The organism is Arthrobacter paludis (assembly GCF_056782315.1).
In genome coordinates this window covers 1-16,801 of sequence record NZ_JBXAEW010000007.1, presented here as the reverse complement: position 1 = coordinate 16,801, position 16,801 = coordinate 1, and the positions used below count along the sequence as shown (strand labels likewise).

General features: G+C 73.3%; 17 protein-coding genes. 9 read left to right on the top strand and 8 right to left on the bottom strand.

The genetic code is table 11. The annotated features are described in order from the left end of the window. Nucleotides 1–36: 36 nt before the first annotated feature. A complete protein-coding gene (locus AC1Q5D_RS07305) occupies nucleotides 37–294 on the top strand; it encodes a metal-sensitive transcriptional regulator (protein ID WP_481737919.1) in 258 nt (85 codons plus the stop codon). Between the two features lie 167 nt (nucleotides 295–461). On the opposite strand, the gene AC1Q5D_RS07300 is transcribed toward AC1Q5D_RS07305, so the two are convergent. The 4 genes from AC1Q5D_RS07300 to AC1Q5D_RS07285 all read right to left on the bottom strand — a co-directional run bounded on the left by AC1Q5D_RS07300 (nucleotide 462) and on the right by AC1Q5D_RS07285 (nucleotide 8,096). Continuing rightward, the gene (locus AC1Q5D_RS07300; protein WP_481737918.1) at nucleotides 462–1,844 is read right to left on the bottom strand and encodes an S-layer homology domain-containing protein; all 1,383 of its coding nucleotides are present in this window, start codon (nucleotides 1,842–1,844) and stop codon (nucleotides 462–464) included. Nucleotides 1,845–2,044: 200 nt separating this feature from the next. Beyond that, nucleotides 2,045–4,513: a penicillin acylase family protein gene (locus AC1Q5D_RS07295; protein WP_481737917.1), complete on the bottom strand. Its 2,469-nt coding sequence runs from the start codon at nucleotides 4,511–4,513 to the stop codon at nucleotides 2,045–2,047. A 215-nt stretch (nucleotides 4,514–4,728) separates the two neighbouring features. After that, the gene (locus AC1Q5D_RS07290; protein WP_481737916.1) at nucleotides 4,729–6,351 is read right to left on the bottom strand and encodes an arylsulfotransferase family protein; all 1,623 of its coding nucleotides are present in this window, start codon (nucleotides 6,349–6,351) and stop codon (nucleotides 4,729–4,731) included. Nucleotides 6,352–6,410: 59 nt separating this feature from the next. Further along, complete coding sequence (locus AC1Q5D_RS07285) at nucleotides 6,411–8,096, bottom strand: nuclease-related domain-containing DEAD/DEAH box helicase (protein ID WP_481737915.1); 1,686 nt, start codon at nucleotides 8,094–8,096, stop codon at nucleotides 6,411–6,413. A 115-nt stretch (nucleotides 8,097–8,211) separates the two neighbouring features. Here AC1Q5D_RS07285 and hrpB point away from each other — a divergent pair, with 115 nt between their 5' ends. Next, nucleotides 8,212–10,821: an ATP-dependent helicase HrpB gene (hrpB, locus tag AC1Q5D_RS07280; protein ID WP_481737914.1), complete on the top strand. Its 2,610-nt coding sequence runs from the start codon at nucleotides 8,212–8,214 to the stop codon at nucleotides 10,819–10,821. A 10-nt stretch (nucleotides 10,822–10,831) separates the two neighbouring features. Here the strand turns inward: hrpB and AC1Q5D_RS07275 are convergent, their stop codons facing one another. Further along, entirely contained in the window at nucleotides 10,832–11,086 is a 255-nt protein-coding gene (locus AC1Q5D_RS07275; RefSeq protein ID WP_481737913.1) for a Txe/YoeB family addiction module toxin, read from the bottom strand. Further along, entirely contained in the window at nucleotides 11,083–11,328 is a 246-nt protein-coding gene (locus AC1Q5D_RS07270) for a type II toxin-antitoxin system Phd/YefM family antitoxin (RefSeq protein ID WP_481737912.1), read from the bottom strand. The genes AC1Q5D_RS07275 and AC1Q5D_RS07270 overlap by 4 nt, the downstream gene beginning before the upstream one ends. A 116-nt stretch (nucleotides 11,329–11,444) precedes the next feature. On the opposite strand from AC1Q5D_RS07270, the gene AC1Q5D_RS07265 reads away from it, so the two are divergent. The 6 genes from AC1Q5D_RS07265 to AC1Q5D_RS07240 all read left to right on the top strand — a co-directional run bounded on the left by AC1Q5D_RS07265 (nucleotide 11,445) and on the right by AC1Q5D_RS07240 (nucleotide 14,968). Next, nucleotides 11,445–11,807, top strand: a complete 363-nt coding sequence (locus AC1Q5D_RS07265; protein ID WP_481737911.1) for a VOC family protein — start codon at nucleotides 11,445–11,447, stop codon at nucleotides 11,805–11,807. A 69-nt stretch (nucleotides 11,808–11,876) separates the two neighbouring features. Next, complete coding sequence (locus AC1Q5D_RS07260; RefSeq protein ID WP_481737910.1) at nucleotides 11,877–12,224, top strand: ArsR/SmtB family transcription factor; 348 nt, start codon at nucleotides 11,877–11,879, stop codon at nucleotides 12,222–12,224. Beyond that, nucleotides 12,221–12,718 (top strand): SRPBCC family protein, encoded by a 498-nt coding sequence (locus AC1Q5D_RS07255; protein ID WP_481737909.1) that lies wholly within the window; start codon nucleotides 12,221–12,223, stop codon nucleotides 12,716–12,718. The genes AC1Q5D_RS07260 and AC1Q5D_RS07255 overlap by 4 nt, the downstream gene beginning before the upstream one ends. 120 nt (nucleotides 12,719–12,838) lie before the next feature. Further along, a complete protein-coding gene (locus AC1Q5D_RS07250; RefSeq protein WP_481737908.1) occupies nucleotides 12,839–13,060 on the top strand; it encodes a helix-turn-helix domain-containing protein in 222 nt (73 codons plus the stop codon). A gap of 553 nt (nucleotides 13,061–13,613) precedes the next feature. Beyond that, a complete protein-coding gene (locus tag AC1Q5D_RS07245) occupies nucleotides 13,614–14,552 on the top strand; it encodes a prenyltransferase/squalene oxidase repeat-containing protein (protein ID WP_481738061.1) in 939 nt (312 codons plus the stop codon). A 131-nt stretch (nucleotides 14,553–14,683) separates the two neighbouring features. Next, complete coding sequence (locus AC1Q5D_RS07240; protein WP_481737907.1) at nucleotides 14,684–14,968, top strand: hypothetical protein; 285 nt, start codon at nucleotides 14,684–14,686, stop codon at nucleotides 14,966–14,968. 66 nt (nucleotides 14,969–15,034) lie between these two features. Here the strand turns inward: AC1Q5D_RS07240 and AC1Q5D_RS07235 are convergent, their stop codons facing one another. Beyond that, nucleotides 15,035–15,892, bottom strand: coding sequence for an NAD(P)H-binding protein (locus AC1Q5D_RS07235; RefSeq protein WP_481737906.1), 858 nt, complete (start codon nucleotides 15,890–15,892; stop codon nucleotides 15,035–15,037). A 150-nt stretch (nucleotides 15,893–16,042) separates the two neighbouring features. After that, complete coding sequence (locus AC1Q5D_RS07230) at nucleotides 16,043–16,327, bottom strand: hypothetical protein (protein ID WP_481737905.1); 285 nt, start codon at nucleotides 16,325–16,327, stop codon at nucleotides 16,043–16,045. Between the two features lie 27 nt (nucleotides 16,328–16,354). Between AC1Q5D_RS07230 and AC1Q5D_RS07225 the strand changes: the two genes are divergently transcribed. Then, nucleotides 16,355–16,792, top strand: a complete 438-nt coding sequence (locus tag AC1Q5D_RS07225) for an IS5 family transposase (protein ID WP_481737904.1) — start codon at nucleotides 16,355–16,357, stop codon at nucleotides 16,790–16,792. Nucleotides 16,793–16,801 lie beyond the last annotated feature (9 nt).

Below are 16,801 nucleotides of genomic sequence, written 5' to 3'. Positions count from 1 at the left end.
TGTGGCATCGCGCCCGACAAAGCCAGGAGCCACCCCATGCAACTCGAACCGACCGAAATGACCCCCGTGATCAACCGGCTCAAGCGCGCCCAAGGGCAGCTGGCCGCCGTGACCCGCATGCTCGAGGAGGGGCGGGAGTGCAAGGACGTCGTCACGCAGCTGGCGGCCGTCTCCAAGGCGCTGGACCGGGCCGGCTTCGCGATCATCGCCAGCGGGCTGGAGCAGTGCATGACCAGCGACGACGCGTCGATGGACAAGAAGGAGATGGAGAAGCTCTTCCTCTCCCTGGCCTGACGCACGCCTCCCGCGGGAGCGCCCCACACGCGCGGGCGCGACGACCCCCCCGGACGCAAGCAAGAAAATGTTGTCCGCTTCCCGAGGGAAGCGGACAACAATTTCTCCGGAACCTACGGGCTGACAGGGACCTGCGGGCTGACCGGAACCAACTCGAGGCCCGGGACCTACACCCGCTGCCCGTCGATGATCTTCCGGGCCGCGTCGAGGTGCGCCTCGGTGCAGTCGCCGCCGTACCCGGCCGTGTAGCTCCAGCCCTCCTTGAGCACGCCGGTGCGCTTGGCGCCCATGACGTCGGAGATGCAGTCGGCCATGTGCTCGGTGCCGTTGGAGTTGCCGTAGACCCGGTTCATGGCCTCGTCCAGGGCGGCGCCGTCGTAGTCGTAGGCGCGGTACTGCAGGATGTGCCCGCACTCGTGGTACTGGATCGCGACCGAGAGGTCGTGGTCCGGGTGCAGCGTGTCCCGGGTGCCGTCCGGGTACTCGGGCCCGACCGTGGAGAGGTGGATCAGCTCGTCGACCCGGACGATCTGCGTGCCGTCGGTCCACGCCGTGTAGGACGCCCAGTTCTCGCCGTCCGGGGCGGCCTCGAGCGGCACGCCGTCGCACCACTGCGCGATGTTGGCGGAGGCCTCCTGCTCCCACTGCTCCGTGGTGAGCCCGCCCGTCGGCGGCTCCGAGGGGCCCGGCGTCGGCGCCGGCTCGACCTCGGGCGACTCGCCGGCCTGGATCAGCGGGTCGGCCTTCATGAGGAAGGCGGCGGTCTCGGCCCGGACGATCTGCCGCGACGGACCGTAGGACCCGTCCGCGTAGCCGGAGGTGATGCCCTTGGCGCGCAGCCAGGTGGCGGCCCGATAGAACGCCGAGGACGGCGTCATGTCCGTGAACGGCGAGGACGCCGGTGCGGTGAACGTGTCGTCGTTGGCCAGCCGCAACAGGAACCCGGCCAGCTCGCCGCGCGTGACGGCGTCGCCGGGCCGGAACGTGCCGTCGCTGTAGCCGACGGAGACCCCGGCGTCCGCGAACCAGGAGATCGCCTCGAAGTTCGCCCCGCCGACCGCGACGTCGGAGAAGTCCTGCTGGCTGTCGGCCGTGTACTGGGGATCGACCTGCCGGAACAGGAACGCGGCGACCTCCCCGCGGGTGACCTCGCGCAGCTTGCGGAACGTGTTGTCCGTGTAGCCGACGGAGATCCCCTCGCAGGCCATCCAGGAGATCGCGTCGTAGAAGGAGGAGCCGGGCGGGACGTCGCTGAAGTCCTCGCGTCCGCAGTAGTTGGCGAGGTTGACGCGCTTGGCGCCGGCGGCGGGCCGGTCGGTGCGCGAGACGTAGGACTCAGACGACGTCGCCTCGGGCGGCGCCGACGCGGTGGACGACGCCGGCGGCGCGGTGGGCTCGGCGGGCGGCGCCGACGCGGTGGACGGCGGCGGCGGCGCGGTGGGCTCGGCGGTCGTCGACGCGGCGGCCGGCGACGCCAGGGCCATGGCGACGGCGGAGGCCAGGGCGGCCGCGCCGGCGCGCAGGGACCAGTGGGGGCGGGAGGAAGCCATGGTGGTGCCTTCGGTCGGTGGACAGGGCAGGGGCTGACCGTCGCCGGTCCGCGGAACGGGCGCGGGCCGGCGCCCTTGTTGTGCGCGCACGCCGGGCGGTACACCCGTCCTCCCGCGGTCTCCTGTTCCGCCGAACGGTCCTTGGGTCCGGGCACGGCGCCGCGGCGCCACGCCCGGCCCCCGCGGGGTGCCGGTCCCGGCTACGAGCCGGAGCCCTCGAGGACGGTCGTGCTCTCGGCGGCCGCGTCGACGGCGGCCGGCGTCAGCGCCTCCTGCTTGCACTCGAACTGCGCGTACATCTCGAGCTGGTCGTCGTAGTGCTCCGACCGGGTCCCGTCCGGGGCGACGAATCCGCTCTGCCCCGGGGGCGCGACCGTGCACAGCCTGGACTCGGCGCCGTCGAGGGACACCAGGTCGTTCTGCGTGCCGCGGTTCATGTAGGCCGGGCCGGCCAGCTCCTCGTCAGCCCCGGCCTGCGGGACGCCGATGAAGTTCTTGTGCGCGAACGTGTGGCGCGGCGTGGGCACGGACCAGCCGGCCGGGTCGGCGCCCTGCTCGGCCTCGAGGGAGTCCAGCGCCTCCCGGTACGTCTCGAGCAGGACGTCCCCGCCGTCGCGCCCGTCCAGGAAGTCCACGGACTGCTCGACGCCGGCGTCGCCGCCGAGCAGCGCGTTGTAGACCAGCTTCGTCCCCGTGGCCGGCCGGGCCAGGCCGGTTCCCTTCGAGTAGTTCGCGAACACGTCGGCCGGCAGGTCGTCGGCCAGGACCTCCTCGAAGAGGACCGGCAGCCAGGCGTCCATGATCGCCGGCTGCGGGCCGTCGAGGTCGCCGTCGGCGTCGCCGTCGCGCTTCTGCCCGTCCCACTCGGTGAGCAGGCGCACCCGCCGCGCCACCGGGTCGTTCGCCGGCAGCGTCTTGACGGCCTCCTCCAGGAACGGGCGCAGGTAGCGGATGTCCAGGTCGGCGAAGGAGGTCTCCTCGTTGACCGCCCACGCCTCCTCGGCGCTGAACTTCTGCTCCGCCTCCAGCCGGTCGATGATCTCGTTGACCCGGTCCACGGGCGACCAGTTCCCGGACTCGTGGTTGAACCCGGCCGCCGACTGGTTGTTCCAGTTCGCGATGTAGCCCTGCTTCGGGTTGTACGCCTTCGGGTTCTCGGAGAAGGGCCGGATGCCCTCCCACTCCATGGACCCGTCGCCGAGCGCCGGGATGCGCGGGTCCTGGTGCTCCGGCCGGATCGGCAGGCGGCCGGGGGAGACGTAGCCGATGTTGCCCTCGTCGTCCGCGTAGTACCAGTTGATGGTGATGCCGACCTTCTCGGCCTGCTCCAGGTACTCCTGCCAGTTCTTGGCCTTCATGATCTTGATCCACGCCATGAATGACTGGATCTCGGTGCCGGCCCAGCTGCGCTTCTTGGAGTACGCGGTGCCGTTGGCCTCGTCGAAGCTCGTCACAAACCCGTGGACGGTCGAGTACACGGCGTGCTCGACCGGCTCGGCCCCGGCGACCTCGATCGTCTCCGTGCGCTGCCCCATGGTCCGCCATTCGCCGTCGAACCGGTACCGGGTGGGGTCCTCGGGGTGCAGCTGCTCCTGGTAGACGTCGTTGACGTCCAGCGGGCCCGCCGTCGAGCCCCAGGAGATGTCCTGGTTGGTGCCGAACAGGATGGTCGGGTGGGCGAACGGGGTGTTGCCGACGACGTCGTAGCCGGCCCCGTGCAGGCCGATCCCGTAGACGTAGGACGGGTTGAACCAGGAGAACTGCGGGCCGTTGACCAGGACCGAGCCCTGGGACTCCGTCTTCTTCCCGCCGAGGATCCACAGGTTGCTGGCCTCGGGCTTGAGGTTGGGCCAGTCCCCGCCGCCGAAGTCGCGCATGGATTCGAGGCCGGCGTCCTTCAGGCCCGGCGTGACCGGTTCCAGCGACGCGGCCTGCGACGGGGAGTCGGTGGGCAGGCGGTTCGGGCGCTTGCGGTCCTGGCGGGGGACCGTCGTCGGCGCGTTCGGGTCCTCCTCCCAGAGGATCTGGTCGAACAGCAGCTGGCCCTTCTCGGCGCCGTGCTCGGCGGTGAGGGACTGCAGGACCTCGAGGCTGCCGAGCTCGCCGGTGGAGTTGGAGAAGCGGTTGGCCATGGTGCCGACCCAGATCATGGCGACGTCGTATCCGGTCCAGGCCGAGGGCTCGAAGCCGAGGTCGTGGAACTGCTTGGGCAGCAGCTCGTCCGGGTCCGCGAGCGCCTCGGCGACGTAGGCGTTGAAGCCCTCCGCGTAGCCCTCGAGGATGTCGCGGTCCTCCTGCGGCAGGGCCGCGATCTGGGCGCGGATGGCGGCCGGGTCGAACGAGGAGCGGGAGCGCTTGTCGATCTCGACGTAGTCGGGGCCGAGGATCTCGGCGGACGTGCCGAGGACGGCGCGCTTGGCCATCTCCATCTGGAACATGCGGTCCTGGGCGACGGCGTAGCCGTACCCGTGGAACAGGTCGCGGGTGGTCTCGGCGTAGACGTGCGGGACGCCGTACTGGTCCCGCTTGATCGTCACGTCCTGGGCGGGACGGGCGACGCCGTCGCCGGCCGGGGCGGCGAAGACCGCGGGGGCGGGGGCCCCGGCCGCGGTGAGCGCGAGGCCGGAGGCGAGTGAGAGGCACGCGAGCGTGCGCAGGGGGCGTTTCATCAGGGTGCTCCTGGGGCGGTGGTGCGGTGCCGGGCGGCCGGGCCGTGCGGCGGGGGACCGGCGCGGATGGGCCGGCGGTGCGCCGCGGGGCGGTGTGGGCGACGGCGGCGCGCCCATCGTGCCTGTGGTGTGGAGCACGTTTCAATTCCGTGTGAAACATTTTCCGACCGAACGTTCATATGAGCGTTCAAGTGTCGAGTCGGTTCACGCGCCCGCTATTTCTTCGGCGTGCCGGTGGCGAGGACCTTCCCGTCGGCGTCGAGGGCCTGCACCGCGACGTACTCGGCGCCGTCGGGGACGGGCAGGGCCGTCTCGAAGCCGTCGCGTTCGACCGGGTCCTGCGGGGCGGCGCTGGCCCGGTCGGCGCCGGCGACGACCCGCCACTCGGCGACCTCCGTCGCGCCGTTCCAGGAGACGTAGGCGGTGCGCCCGCCGTCCTCCTCCTGGACGACGACGTCGGGGTCTGTCGCCGGGCGGCCCTCCCAGTCGAACTTGTAGGCCCGGTAGGTGCCGCCGCCGCCATGGTACTGCTCGCCGTAGCACTCGTCGCCGTGGCAGACGTCGTAGATGAGCTCGCCGTCGGGGGTGTACTCCGAGTAGAACGGCCGCGCCCCCCAGCCGACGAGCATGTTGCCGTTCGGCAGCTCCTGGGCGTTGGCCATGCTCCCGGACATCCGCTCCTCGGGCGGGAGGTACTCGGTGACCACGGAGGCGGTCATGGCCTCCTCGTCGAGCTCCAGACGCAGCGCCCGCGAGGACTCGTCGTCCTCGCCGCCGTGGGCGTGGTTGTCGAACAGGGTGAGCGTCCCGTCGGGGGCGCGGTGGGCGTCGTGCTGCCACCCGAACTCCGCGCCTTCGCCCATCTCGAAGTCGCTGGCCTCGCCGCCCAGCGTCCAGTCGACCTCCCCGGTGGCGCGGTCCAGCCGGTACACGGCGCTGGTGTGCCGGGCGGAGACGAGGAGGGACCCGTCCTTGTCCTCCGTGATGGAGTTGATGTGGAAGTAGTCGAAGGGCTCCTTCTTGGTGCCGAGGTCCTCGGGATCCGGGGCGTCGGACGCGCCCTCGGACTGCTCCTCGGCCTCCTTGGCCATCTCGCGCTGCTCCTCCTCGAAGTCGAGCAGGGTGTCCGTGACCGGAATGTGGTCCAGGGCGCTCCATTCGAAGACGACCTTCCCGGTGGCGATGTCGATTTCCTGGATCACGGCGTCCTCGACGTAGCCGTCGGCCGGCCCGCCGATGGCGCTGAGGTCGGCGGGGGCGGGGACGTAGGCGCCGATCAGCATCGTGCCTTCCTCGGTGATGGTGGTGTCGTGGAAGTCGGCCCAGGCCGGGTCGAGGGACCCGCCGGTGGTCACCGTGGCGATCTCCTCGTAGGCCTGGTTCAGGACGCGGACCTCGCCGTCGCCGCGGCCGCCGTCGCTGGTTCCCCGGTACACGGTCAGGACGGGCTCCCCGCGGTACTCCTGGACGCGGAGGTCGAAGGGGTTGTCCTTCGGGTCGTCGTCCTTCGCGGGGCTCATCCAGACGAGCTCGCCGCGGGAATCGAGGATCATGGCGCCGTCCGAGGGCGTGTCCGACCCGTAGTTCGGCGTCAGGAAGACGTACTCCTCCGCGTCCGCGTACTCCTCGGACCACGCTTCGCCCGGGGTGATCTCGACCTGGGGCGGGAGCAGGTCCGGACGGCTGAGGAAGGCCTGGTGCGGGATGGGGCGCTTCTCGTCCTCCTGCCGTTCCGCGGTGGCCTGGCAGCCGGCCAGGGCGACGGCGAGCGCCGCCGCGAGGGACCCGGCAAGGACCCGGCTGATTCCGCTCCGACGTGGGGTGTTACGTACGCGCATGGCATAGCGTTACACGTTCGTTTCCGCAGCCGCAAGGTTCCGGCCGCGAACGGCGGCGCCTAGGAGTCCGCCAGCTGCCAGCGCTCGGCCTTGTCGAGGGCCCGCGCGACCTCGGCGCCCGCGGCCTCCTCGATCAGCGCCGGGTCGCCCACGACCACGAGCAGGGACCGGGCCCGGGACAGGCCCACGTACAGCTGTTCCGCGGCCCGCCCGGCCTCCTTGAACCCGTTGACGCACAGGATCACGACCGAGCGCTCCAGGCCCTTGAACCCCAGGACGTGCCCGTAGAACTCCGCCTCTTGCGCGTGGAACTCGGCCCAGTACTCGGCCACCGTGCCGGCGTCGAAGTGCTCCCGGTGGATCGGGTGCCGGTGGCGGGTGGTCAGCAGGGCGATCTGGTTGTTGGCCCACCCCTCGTCGATCAGCGCGTCGACGCAGTCGCCCGCCACGTCCAGCGCCGCGTCGGTGTCGCAGGCGACGAACCGCACGGGCAGGCCGGTGCTGCACCGGGGCTTGAAGTACTCGCCGGCGAGCGGCTGGAACGCCTCGGCGATGCGGCGGGTGTTGCGCAGGTTGTCGTCGACGTGGATCGGCACGAGCGCCGTCGCCTCGCCGAACGAACCGCCGAGTGCCTCGCCGTCCCAACGGCGGTAGACGTCCTGCCGGTCGTCCATGAACGCGTAGACCGGGACGCGGGCGGGGTCCGTGGTGCAGGCGAGCAGCGCCTCCCACCATTCCGGGGCCAGGTCCTGGGCCTCGTCGAAGACGACGGCGTCCAGCCGCTGGTCCTCCGGAAGGGCCGCGCCGGCCTCGCGCAGCAGCCGCGGCATGTCGACGTCGTAGTACTCCTGGCCGGTTCCGTCCGGAACGCCGAGCGAGAGCGCGTACTCGTGGAACTCCCCGGTGAAGACCGGCTGGCGGTGCCTCCACCCCTCGACCTGGCGCCTGAGGTGCCCGCCGAGGCCCCGGTTGTAGCAGATCAGCCCGACGCGCAGCCCCTGCTTGCACAGCTCCCTGGCCTTGGCGACGGCCAGCCACGTCTTGCCGCTGCCGGCCCCGCCGAGGAACCTGACCCGCTCGAGGGAACGGGTGGCGCCCAGCAGCGTCTGCTGGCGGCCGGTGAGGGCGTCCTGCTCGTCCTCGAGCTCGCCCGCCGTGGCGGCGTGCTCCTCCGGGCCGGGGCCGAGGTCGGCGCGCAGGTGCGGCAGGATCCGGTCGAGGAACGATGCCTTGAGCGGGCCCGTCCCGCCGCCGTGCTCCTCGATGGCCCGCCGGAGCCGCTCGGCGACGTGGTTGACGTCCCCGGCGTCCAGGACGAGCCCGCGGGGGACGCCAGCCATCTCCCAGTGCCGGGGGACCGTCGTGTAGGGAAGGCAGACGACGTGGGCCATCCGGCTGGTGACGCGCGTGCCCATGCGGCCGGCCAGCCAGTCCACCAGCGCGTGCCCGGCGCCCTGGACCTGGGCCATCGGGCTCTCGATCCGGTGCGGGCCCTTGGCGTCGGACTGGTACCACTGCCCGTTCTCGACGGAGACGCGCCCGCCCTTGACCTCGATGGCCGCCATCCCGACGTCCGGCCAGAGGACCAGCAGGTCGATCTCGTGCTCGGACCGCCCGTGCCGCACCGCCACCGAGTGGGCGACGACGGCGTCCTCGGGCAGTGCATCGCACAGCCGCCGCCACACCGCCTGCTCGGCCTCGTGGCCGGGTCCGAACTCCGGTTCCTCCGGAATGCAGATTGCCATGGTTCCCCCTCCGCTGGCACACTGCGGCCAGCATAGACACCGCGCGCGCCGGGACACCACGGGGCCGGCCGTGGCTTCCCGGCGCGGGTCATTTCCGGCACGGCACAATGGGACGGTGACTGCCGCGACGAGCCCCGGGACCGCTGCCGACTTCGACCTCGAAGCCATCGGCGCTGGCCTCGTCTTCGCCCGGTCCTTCCCGGACCTCCGCCGCGCCCTGGCGGAGCACGACCCCGCGGGCACCGCCGTCGTCCAGGCCCCGCCCGGCACGGGCAAGACCACGCTCGTCCCGCCCCTCGTCGCGAACCTCGCCGGGGCGCGCGGCCGCGTCGTCGTCACCCAGCCGCGCCGCGTCGCCGCCCGCGCGGCCGCCCGCCGGCTCGCCCAGCTCGACGGCAGCGCGCTCGGCACCCGCGTCGGCTACACGGTCCGCGGCGAACGCAAGGCCGGCCGGGACACGCTGATCGAGTTCGTCACCCCCGGCATCCTGCTGCGCCGCCTGCTTGCGGACCCCGGCCTGGAGGGGACCGCCGCCGTCGTCCTCGACGAGGTCCACGAGCGCGCCCTGGACTCCGACCTGCTCGTGGGCATCCTCGGCGAGGTCCGCGAGTTGCGCGGGGACCTGACGCTCGTCGCGATGTCCGCCACGCTCGACGCGCCCCGCTTCGCCGGGCTCGTCGGCGCGGCCGACGGCGCCGGGCCGGCCCCCGTCGTCGACTGCCCCTCCGCCCTGCACCCGCTCGCCGTCGAGTGGGCGCCCGCGCCCGGGCCGAGGCTGGACGAGCGCGGCGTCACCCGGCCCTTCCTGGACCACGTCGCCGACACCGCCGCCGCGGCCCACGCCCGCGCGCTCGCCGGCGACGCCGCCACCGACGCCCTCGTCTTCCTGCCCGGCGTCCGCGAAGTCTCCCACGTCGCCGACCGGCTGCGCGCCCGCACCAGGGGCACCGACGTCCTCGAGCTCCACGGCCAGGCCGACCCCCGCGACCAGGAGCGCGCCGTCTCCGGCCGCGAGCCCGGAGGCCGCCCCCGCGTCATCGTCTCCACCGCCCTCGCCGAGTCCTCGCTGACCGTGCCCGGGGTGCGCCTCGTCGTCGACTCCGGCCTCGCCCGCGAGCCCCGCCGCGACGCCGCCCGCGGGATGTCCGGCCTCGTCACCGTCTCCGCCTCCCGCGCCTCGGCCGAGCAGCGCGCCGGCCGTGCCGCCCGCCAGGGGCCCGGCACCGTGGTCCGCTGCTACGAGCAGCGCAGCCACGCCGCCGCCCCCGCTCACCCGACCCCGGAGATCGCGGCCGCGGACCTGACCGGGGCCGCCCTCACCCTGGCCTGCTGGGGCGCCCCCGGCGGGGAGGGCCTGCGCCTGCCGGACGCCCCGCCAGCGGCCGCGCTCGCCGACGCCGTCCGCACGCTCGCCGAGCTCGGCGCGGTCGACGGCGACGGCCGCGCCACCGCCCTCGGGGCGACGCTCGCCCGCATCCCCGCGGACCCCCGCCTGGCCCGGGCGCTGCTGGACGGGGCCGCCGCCGTCGGGCCCCGCGCCGCGGCGGAGGCCGTCGCCGTCGTCTCCCTGGACCTGCGCGCCCCCGGCGCCGACGCCACGCGCCTGCTCGCGTCCCTGCGCGGCGGCCGCGCGCCCGAGGCGGGGCGCTGGCGGCAGGAGGCGCGGCGCCTCGAGCGCGTCGCGGCCGAGCACGACGGCGGCGCCGAGGACCTGCCGGACGTCCCCGCGGGCGAGGCCGCCGCGTTCACGCTGGCCCTGGCCTACCCGGAGCGGGTCGCCCGGCGCGTGCCCGGGGCGGCGAGGGAGACGTACCTGCTGGCCTCCGGGACGCGGGCCGGACTGCCGGCCGGGTCGCCGCTGGCCGGGCACGAGTGGCTGGCCGTCGCCGGGGTCTCCCGCGCCGCCGGCCGCGACGCGGCCGGGACCGGGGCCGTCGTCCGGCTGGCCGCGCCGCTGGGCGCGGAGTCCGCGGAGGCGGCCGCGTCGCACCTGCTGACCGACCGGGTCGAGGCCGCGTTCGCGAACGGCCGGGTGGCCGCCCGGCGGGAGCGCCGGCTGGGGGCGATCGTGCTGGCGTCCACGCCGGTGCGGCCGGATCCGGGGGAGGGGCGCGCCGCCGTCGCCCGCGCGCTGGCCGCCGAGGGGCTGGGGGCGATCGGCTGGTCCGAGGGCGCGGACGCGCTGCGGCGCCGGCTGGCCCTGCTGCGCCGCGAGCTCGGGGACCCGTGGCCGGACGTGTCCGAGCCGGCGCTGCTGGCCCGGCTGGACGAGTGGCTCGCCCCCGAACTGGACGCGCTCGCCGGCGTGGCGGCCGCAGCCGGGATCGGCCTGGCCGAACCCCTGCGCCGGCTCCTGCCGTGGCCCGAGGCGGCCCGGTTCGACGAGCTGGCGCCGGAGCGGCTCGAGGTGCCGTCCGGCTCGCGGGTGCGGATCGACTACCCGGAGGCCGGAGACGCGGACGGGCGCCCGGTGGTCGCGGTGAAGCTGCAGGAGTGCTTCGGCTGGGCGGAGACGCCGCGGCTGGCCGGCGGACGCGTGCCGGTCCTGTTCCACCTGCTTTCCCCGGCGGGGCGGCCGCTGGCGGTCACGGACGACCTGGCCTCGTTCTGGTCCGGCCCGTACGCGCAGGTGCGGGCGGAGATGCGCGGGCGCTACCCGAAGCACCCGTGGCCGGAGGACCCGTGGACGGCCCCGGCGACGGCGCGGACGAAGAACCGGATGTAGGGCGCCGGCTTCAGTAGTGGTGCCGGACGGAGACGATGACCAGCTGGCCGTCCTCCACCGCGTAGACGAGACGGTGCTCGGCCGTGATTCGCCGGGACCAGTAGCCAGCGAGTTGGTGCTTTAGCGCCTCGGGTTTGCCGGTGCCCTCGAAGGGCGTCCGGCGGCACTCGTCGAGGAGCCGGTTGATCCGTTTGAGGATGGAACGGTCGGTGCCGACCCAAAATTGGTAGTCGTCCCAGGCTGTGTCGGTGAACAGGATGTTCATTCGGCCAGATCGCGGGCTCTAGTCCGCCCGGCGCGGTGCTGCGCGATGCTCTCCATGAGGTGTGCGGCGTTCGCTGGAGTGCGCAGCAGGTACGCGGTCTCTTGAAGCGCCTCGTAGTCCTCGAGCGACATCAGGACCGCACTGCCCTTCTTGGAGACGATCTCCACGGGCGCGTGGTCGGCGTTGACCTGCTCGATGAGCGGGAAGAGGCGGGCGCGGGCCTCGCTCGCAGTGACAGCCATGGGACCTCCTAGAGTGGTACAGGAAATTGTACGACCTCTGCGCGAGGCGGGCCAGTGGTCGCGGGGCCGGTGGCACGGTGTTCTCTTCGCCGCAGGGCGGTGGCACGCTGGGCCGCATGGACATCACGCACCAGATCGTCGTGTTCGACGCCGCCGACATGCCGGGCGAGAGCGCCTTCTGGGCGCGGCTGCTCGGCGGGGAGGTCGACGGCGACGCGGACTGGCACACCGTCCGCGTCGCCGGGGAGCCCCGCATCGCCGTGCAGCTCGCGCCGGACCACGTCCCGCCGGACTGGCCCGACGGCGCACCCCAGCAGGTCCACGTCGACTTCCACGTCACCGACATCGACGCGGCGCACCGGGAGGCGCTCGAGGCCGGGGCCCGGCTGCTGCAGGAGGAGGACCGGGAGCTGGCCCCGGATCTTTTCCGGGTCTACGCCTCGCCGGCGGGCCATCCGTTCTGCCTCTGCTGGCGGTGACCCCGGCCGCGGAAACCGGCCGCGCCGACCCCTTGCGCATCGATCGGGACCGGCCTAACCTACAACCAAATGGTTGTAAATGAGCTCACGGACGACGAGGTGGACCGCATCTTCCAGGCCCTGGCGGATGCGACCCGGCGCGACATCATCAGGCAGGCGATGCTGCGCGGACAGTCCGTGTCCGAGCTGGCCCGGCGCTACGACATGAGCTTCGCGGCGGTGCAGAAGCACGTCGCGGTGCTCCAGCGGGCCGCTCTGGTCACCAAGGAGAAACGGGGAAGGGAGCAGATCGTGCACGGGAACCCGGAGGCGCTGCGCAAGGCGGCGCGCCTCCTGGACGCCTACGAGGACCTGTGGCGCGGACGCGCCGCGAGGATCGGGGACCTGGTCTCCGGAGCGGAAGGAACGGAACCATGAGTGTCATCAGCGTGAACAAGGACCCGGAGCGGCTGCTCCTTGAAGTCGTCGCCGAGTTCGAGGCCGACGCAGCCCGCGTCTGGCGGGTGTGGGAGGACCCGCGCCAGCTCGAGCGCTGGTGGGGCCCGCCCACGTACCCCGCGACGTTCGAGCGCCACGAGTTCGAGCCCGGCGGCCAGGTCCGCTACTTCATGACGGGCCCGGAGGGCGACAAGGCCCGCGGCTGGTGGCGCATCACCGACGTCGACGCGCCCCGCCGGCTCGAGTTCGACGACGGCTTCGCCGGCGACGACGGCGAGCCCAGCGGGTTCCTCGGCACGACGCACTGCGTCGTCACGCTCGAGGAGTCCGGCGGCCGGACCCGGATGACCATGCGCTCGTCCTTCGAGAGCCTCGAGCAGCTGGAGAAGATGGTCGAGATGGGCATGGAGGAGGGCCTGCGGGAGGCGGTCGGGCAGATCGACGCCGTGCTCGCGGGGCAGCCCGCCGCGTAACGATCCGTGCCGCACCCCTTCACAAGGGCCACGCCAGTCACTAGCCTCACGGGACCATCACGTTTCGAAGCGCGGGGCCGGCCGTTGGGGAGCGGGGCGCCGCGCATGGGGGGAGTGGCCATGGCGGTCGCAGCGCATGAGATTCCGGATCCGCACCTGATGACCGTCGCCGAGGTGGCGGAGGTCCTGCGGGTCTCGAAGATGACCGTCTACCGGATGATCCACGCGAACGAGCTGAAGGCCGTGAAGTTCGGCCGCAGCTACCGCGTGCCGGCCGGGGCGGTCAGGGAGTTCCTCCGCTCCGGCGGCGTCCCGGACGAGTCCGGCCCCGGCGCTCGCTGACGCCGCCGGGGCCGGACTTCGGTCCGTCGTGGTCCTCGCCGCGCCGGTCCGTCCGGCCGGAGCGCTCGATGCCGATGAGCAGCCAGACCATGATCCCGACGACCACGGCCCCGAAGACCAGCGCCACGGGGTCCACGGGCTACTCGATCCGCGTCGGGTCGGGATTCGGGTGCTCGGGCTCGGGAATGGGTGCCGGATCCGGGTCCGGGACCGGCGGGACGTCGGGTCCGGGCACCGGCGCCGGATCCGGTCCGGGAGCGGGCTGGAACGGCTCCGGCCCGGGCTCCGGCTGGAAGGGTTCGGGGCCCGGCTCCGGCTGGAACGGTCCCGGTTCCGCGGGGGCGGGCCCGGGCGGCGGTTCGGTCGGGTACGGGCCGGGGTCCGGCGTGTTCGGCGCGGGCTCTGACGGGGGAATCGACATCGCGGGACCTCCTGGTCGTCCGGTCGCCGGGGGCCCGGATCGGGACGCCCCGGACTGGCCACGCTAGGTCCGGAACGCGGAGAGGTAAAGGGCGGCGATCAACTCTGGCGCCGGGGCCCGGCCGCCACCATGATGGGCCGCGTGGACGTCACCGCCTGGCTGCTCGACTCCGACCCCGCCCTCCGCACGCAGGTCCTGCGCGACCTGCTCGACGCGCCGCCGCACGACGTCGAGGCCGAGCGCGCGCGGACCGTGTCCGAGGGCTGGGGCGCGGAGCTGCTCGCACTGCAGGACCGGCGCGGGTTCTGGGGCGGCGCCGAGTGGACCGACGACCACCGCAACACCTACTGGGCCGTCGCGACGCTGCGCTGGCTGGGCGTCCCGCCGCGGGACCCCGCCGTCGGGCGCGCAATGGATCTCGTCCAGGAGCACGTCGTGTGGCACTACTGGGACAACCTCCCGTTCTTCCACGGCGAGGTCGAGCCCTGCATCAACGGGACCGTCCTGGCGTGCGGCGCGTACTTCGGCCGGCTCGGCGGCGGCGCGGGCGGGCGGCTCGTGCCCCGGCTCCTCGCCGAGCGGCAGGCCGACGGCGGCTGGAACTGCGACGCCCCCGCCTCGGAGCGGTCCTCCTTTGACACCACGCTGTGCGTTCTGGAGGGCCTCCTCGAGTACCAGCGGGCCGGCGGGACCCACCCCGGCGTCGACGAGGCCCTCGCCGCCGGCGAGGAGTACCTGTTGGAGCGGCGCCTGCTGTTCTGCCTCTCCACCGGGGAGCCCGTCCAGGCCCGGTACGGCAACCTGTCCTACCCGACCTACTGGTTCTACGACGTGCTGCGCGCCCTGGACTACTTCCGCGCCGCCGGCCGGGCCTTCGAACCGCGGATGCGCGAGGCGCTGGACGCCGTCGTCGCACTCCGCGGGGCCGACGGGCGCTGGCCCGCCGGCGTGCCGTGGCCGGGGGAGGCGTTCCTGACGCTCGACGCCGCCGAGGGGGAGCCGAGCCGCTGGGCCACGCTGCGGGCCCTGCGCGTGCTGCGCTGGGCGGGGGGCGGCGCCGCCCCAGAATAGCGCCGCGGACTTGGCATGTTTCGTCATACGTCGTGTCGAATTGACGAAACTGTGACGCGCGCCGCTACGGTATTGGTCATGTACTATGCCCGGGGTCACACCCGGGTGCCACACAAGACCCGGGGGAACGCATGAACAAGGGGCTGGCCGAGGCGTTGGAGATCCTCGGCGAAATCGAGCGCGACGATGCGAGCCAGGAGGCGCGGGGGCGCCGGGCGCACGCGCGCGTGCTGACCATGATGGAGCTCGTGCAGGAGACGTCGCGGACGCGCCGCGAGCAGCGGATCGCGAACCTGCTCAAGCTCGCCGAGCTGGATAAGAAGGGCTCCTCGCGGGCCCTGAAGGAGGCGCGGCGCCTGATGGCGGAGGACGACGGCGGGGCCGCCGCCGCCGAGCGCCGCCTCGACGTCGCCTGAGCCGCGTGCCGGCATGCGAACGGGCCGCGCCGAAGCCGGGGCGGCCCGTTCGCGTTCCGCGGGGGACTAGTTGGCCGACGCCCACCCGGCGACGGTCGCGCGCGCCGGCGTGGCCGGCCGGCCGATGAGCGTGGCGAGGTCCCGGGACTCGGAGTGCAGCAGGTTGTCGGCCGTGTCGGCGTCCAGCGCGACGAGGAACCCGACCAGGCCCTCGTCGAGCCCGGCGCCGGCCAGGGCCTGCCGGTGCGCGTCCGGGTCGACGTCCGCGTACGCGATCTCGCGCTCCAGGGCGTCGCCGAAGTGCCCGGCGAGGCCGGCCATGGTGAAGGACTCGTCGCCGGCGAGCTCGTAGGTCTTGCCCTCGTGTCCGTCCGTGGTGAGGACGACGGCGGCGGCCTCGGCGTAGTCCGCCCGGGCGGCGGAGGAGACCTTCCCGTCCCGGGCGCTGCCGATGAAGGAGCCGGTCGCGGCAGCCTGGTCGAAGGCGGGGCGGTAGTTCTCGGTGTACCAGCCGTTGCGCAGGATGGTGACGGGCAGCCCGGAGGAGGCGAGGGCCTCCTCGGTGGCCTTGTGCTCCGGGGCGAGGATCAGCGGGGAGTCGGCGGCGTCGAGGACCGAAGTGTAGACGATGCGGGCGGCGCCGGCCCGCCGGGCCGCCTCGATCGCGTTGGCGTGCTGGCGGGCGCGCTGGCCGACCTCGGAGCCGGAGACCAGCATCAGGGTGTCGCCGGCGTTGATGACGCCGTCGGCCGGGGCGTCGAAGTCGAAGGCGGCGGTGCGGACGCCGCGCTCCGCGAGGTCGGCCAGGCGCTCGACCGAGCGGCCGGTGGCGGTGATTCCGGCGGGCGCGACGCCGCGGGCCAGCAGGGACTCGACGATGAGGCGGCCGAGCTGGCCGGTGGCTCCGGTGACGACGATCGACATGTGGGGCTCCTTCGGTGGGGGTCTGGATCCACCGTAGCGAAAGTTTATTGAAGCATCAATAGAATGTGGCGGGTGCTACGTGGCCGGCGGGGGAGCCGTGTCCCGGCCTGCTAGCGGCGCCGCGTCTCAGCGTCGGGCTCGGGCCGCTGATCAGGCCAGCCCGACGGAGAGCGCCCCGTGCGAGTCGGCCGTGAGCCGGGTGCGGAAGCGCGCCCCGGACTCGTTGAGCCGGTCCAACAGCCAGCGGGTGTCGTCCTGTCCCGCGCGCTCGAGCCGCAGCCGGCGGGCCCGCAGCGGCACGAGCGTCAGGTCGACCAGCGTGCGCGTGGCCAGGTCCAGCGTGGCGAAGTGGAGCAGGCGCAGCTCGTCGCGGAAGCCCTCGTAGCCGGTGATGCCCTCGTAGTCGTTGACGAGGTCCCCGCACCCGTAGAACACGGGCCGGCCGCGGTGGATCTCTAGGGTGTGTTGCTAAAGCGTCATGAGGCAAGGATCGGGTTCGATGGTCTGGTGGCTAATCGCGATTTGATCTCCGATGGCGTGTGGGAAGTGATCGGTCCGGTGTTTCCCCCGTACAAGGGAACCGGGCGCCCCGTGGCCGATCGCCGCACCGTGGTCGAGGCCGTGGTGTGGAAGTTCCGTACCGGCGCCCCCTGGCGGGACCTCCCGGAGCGGTTCGGGAACTGGAACACCGTCTTCAAGAACTTCGACCGCTGGGCCAAGGACGGCACCTGGGACCGGGTGCACAAAGTGGTCCAGACCCGGGCCGAGGAAGTGGGCGACCTGGATTGGGTGGCCTCGATCGACTCGACCATCGTGCGCGTGCACCAGCACGGCGCGAACCTTGCCCGGGACACAGGGGGCCGGAGCGAATTACAAGAAAACCGGCCCGGAGCCGCCTGACCACGCGAT

Bases quoted from the DNA above. Each gene is read 5' to 3' on its own strand.
- AC1Q5D_RS07305 (WP_481737919.1), top strand. From the start codon at position 37: ATGCAACTCGAACCGACCGAAATGACCCCCGTGATCAACCGGCTCAAG.
- AC1Q5D_RS07300 (WP_481737918.1), bottom strand. From the start codon at position 1,844: ATGGCTTCCTCCCGCCCCCACTGGTCCCTGCGCGCCGGCGCGGCCGCC.
- AC1Q5D_RS07295 (WP_481737917.1), bottom strand. From the start codon at position 4,513: ATGAAACGCCCCCTGCGCACGCTCGCGTGCCTCTCACTCGCCTCCGGC.
- AC1Q5D_RS07290 (WP_481737916.1), bottom strand. From the start codon at position 6,351: ATGCGCGTACGTAACACCCCACGTCGGAGCGGAATCAGCCGGGTCCTT.
- AC1Q5D_RS07285 (WP_481737915.1), bottom strand. From the start codon at position 8,096: ATGGCAATCTGCATTCCGGAGGAACCGGAGTTCGGACCCGGCCACGAG.
- AC1Q5D_RS07275 (WP_481737913.1), bottom strand. From the start codon at position 11,086: ATGAACATCCTGTTCACCGACACAGCCTGGGACGACTACCAATTTTGG.
- AC1Q5D_RS07270 (WP_481737912.1), bottom strand. From the start codon at position 11,328: ATGGCTGTCACTGCGAGCGAGGCCCGCGCCCGCCTCTTCCCGCTCATC.
- AC1Q5D_RS07265 (WP_481737911.1), top strand. From the start codon at position 11,445: ATGGACATCACGCACCAGATCGTCGTGTTCGACGCCGCCGACATGCCG.
- AC1Q5D_RS07260 (WP_481737910.1), top strand. From the start codon at position 11,877: ATGGTTGTAAATGAGCTCACGGACGACGAGGTGGACCGCATCTTCCAG.
- AC1Q5D_RS07255 (WP_481737909.1), top strand. From the start codon at position 12,221: ATGAGTGTCATCAGCGTGAACAAGGACCCGGAGCGGCTGCTCCTTGAA.
- AC1Q5D_RS07250 (WP_481737908.1), top strand. From the start codon at position 12,839: ATGGCGGTCGCAGCGCATGAGATTCCGGATCCGCACCTGATGACCGTC.
- AC1Q5D_RS07245 (WP_481738061.1), top strand. From the start codon at position 13,614: ATGGGCCGCGTGGACGTCACCGCCTGGCTGCTCGACTCCGACCCCGCC.
- AC1Q5D_RS07240 (WP_481737907.1), top strand. From the start codon at position 14,684: ATGAACAAGGGGCTGGCCGAGGCGTTGGAGATCCTCGGCGAAATCGAG.
- AC1Q5D_RS07235 (WP_481737906.1), bottom strand. From the start codon at position 15,892: ATGTCGATCGTCGTCACCGGAGCCACCGGCCAGCTCGGCCGCCTCATC.